This is a genomic window from Microbacterium umsixpiens (assembly GCF_053543675.1).
In genome coordinates, this window is record NZ_JBLVOH010000195.1 from 1 (window position 1) to 1,377 (window position 1,377).

The 1,377-nt window shown below is 64.9% G+C and carries 2 protein-coding genes; both read right to left on the reverse strand.

Annotated elements, in window-relative coordinates; genetic code table 11:
* Positions 1-270 (reverse strand): phosphoglycerate kinase (gene pgk, locus ACNPM4_RS17350; RefSeq protein WP_448986510.1); only part of this gene is annotated, 270 nt, incomplete at its 3' end.
* Between the two features lie 10 nt (positions 271-280).
* Positions 281-1,291 carry a type I glyceraldehyde-3-phosphate dehydrogenase gene (gap, locus tag ACNPM4_RS17355; protein ID WP_105710159.1) on the reverse strand — a complete coding sequence of 337 codons (1,011 nt, stop codon included), beginning with the start codon at positions 1,289-1,291 and terminating at the stop codon, positions 281-283.
* Positions 1,292-1,377 lie beyond the last annotated feature (86 nt).

Here is a 1,377-nt window from a genome sequence, read left to right on the forward strand (position 1 = left end):
CGCGACCGGAGCGCCGAGCAGCTCGGACAGCCGCTGAGCCACCGGCTCCAGGCTGTACTGCGGGTCGGGCGCGCCATCCGGCCGTCCGAGGTGAGAGCACACGACGACGCGGGCGCCCGCGTTGATGAGTGCATTGAGGGTCGGCAGCGAGGCGCGGACACGGCCATCGTCCGTGATGATCCCGTCCCGGAGCGGGACGTTGAGATCACAACGGACGATGACGCGCTTGCCCTCGAGCGACCCCAGTGTGTCCAGGGTGCGCAGAGTCATGTTCCTGAGCTTAGAGGCGCTCGGCCACGTACTCGGTCAGGTCGACGAGACGGTTGGAGTAGCCCCACTCGTTGTCGTACCAGCTCGAGACCTTGATCAGGTTGCCGCTCACGTTGGTGAGCGTCGAGTCGAAGATCGACGAGTGCGGGTTGTGCACGATGTCGCTCGACACGATCGGGTCCTCGTTGTACTGGAGGTAGCCGGCGAGGCGACCCTCGGCAGCAGCCTTCTTGTACGCCTCGTTGACCTCGTCGACCGTGAGGTTCTCACGGTCGGTGATGAGGGTGAGGTCGACGATCGAACCGGTGGGAACCGGAACGCGGTACGACGAGCCGCTGAGCTTGCCCTGGAGCTCCGGGAGCACCTCGCCGATGGCCTTGGCAGCACCGGTGGAAGCCGGGGTGATGTTGATCGCGGCGGCGCGTGCACGACGGAGGTCGCTGTGCGGGCCGTCCTGCAGGTTCTGGTCGGCGGTGTACGCGTGCGCGGTCATCATGAAGCCGCGGTCGATGCCGAACGCGTCGTTGAAGACCTGCGCGAGCGGTGCGAGGCAGTTCGTGGTGCAAGATGCGTTGGAGATGATGTGATCCGTCTCCGGGTTGTACGTGTCCTCGTTCACGCCCATGACGAACGTGCCGTCGACACCGGTGCCCGGAGCCGAGATGAGGACCTTCTTCGCGCCGGCCTCGATGTGCTTCTTGGCGAGCTCGGCCTTGGTGAAGAAGCCGGTCGACTCGATGACGATGTCCACACCCAGCTCGCCCCACGGGAGACCTGCGGGGTCGCGCTCGGCGAAGGCCTTGATGACCTTGCCGTTGACGGTGATGCTCTCGTCGTCGTAGCTGATCTCGGCGTCGAGGACGCCGCCCACCGAGTCGTACTTCAGCAGGTGCGCCAGGGTCTTGTTGTCGGTGAGGTCGTTGACGGCGACGATCTCAAGGTCCGCTCCCTGCGCGAGAGCCGCGCGGAAGTAGTTGCGTCCGATGCGGCCGAAGCCGTTGATACCGATCTTGACAGACACTCAGGTCTCCCTGTTTCTCGTGCGCTGCACACAGCTTTCCAGCATGTATGAAGCGCGGGGTTTTTTGGCTGAGAGGGCGTCCCGAC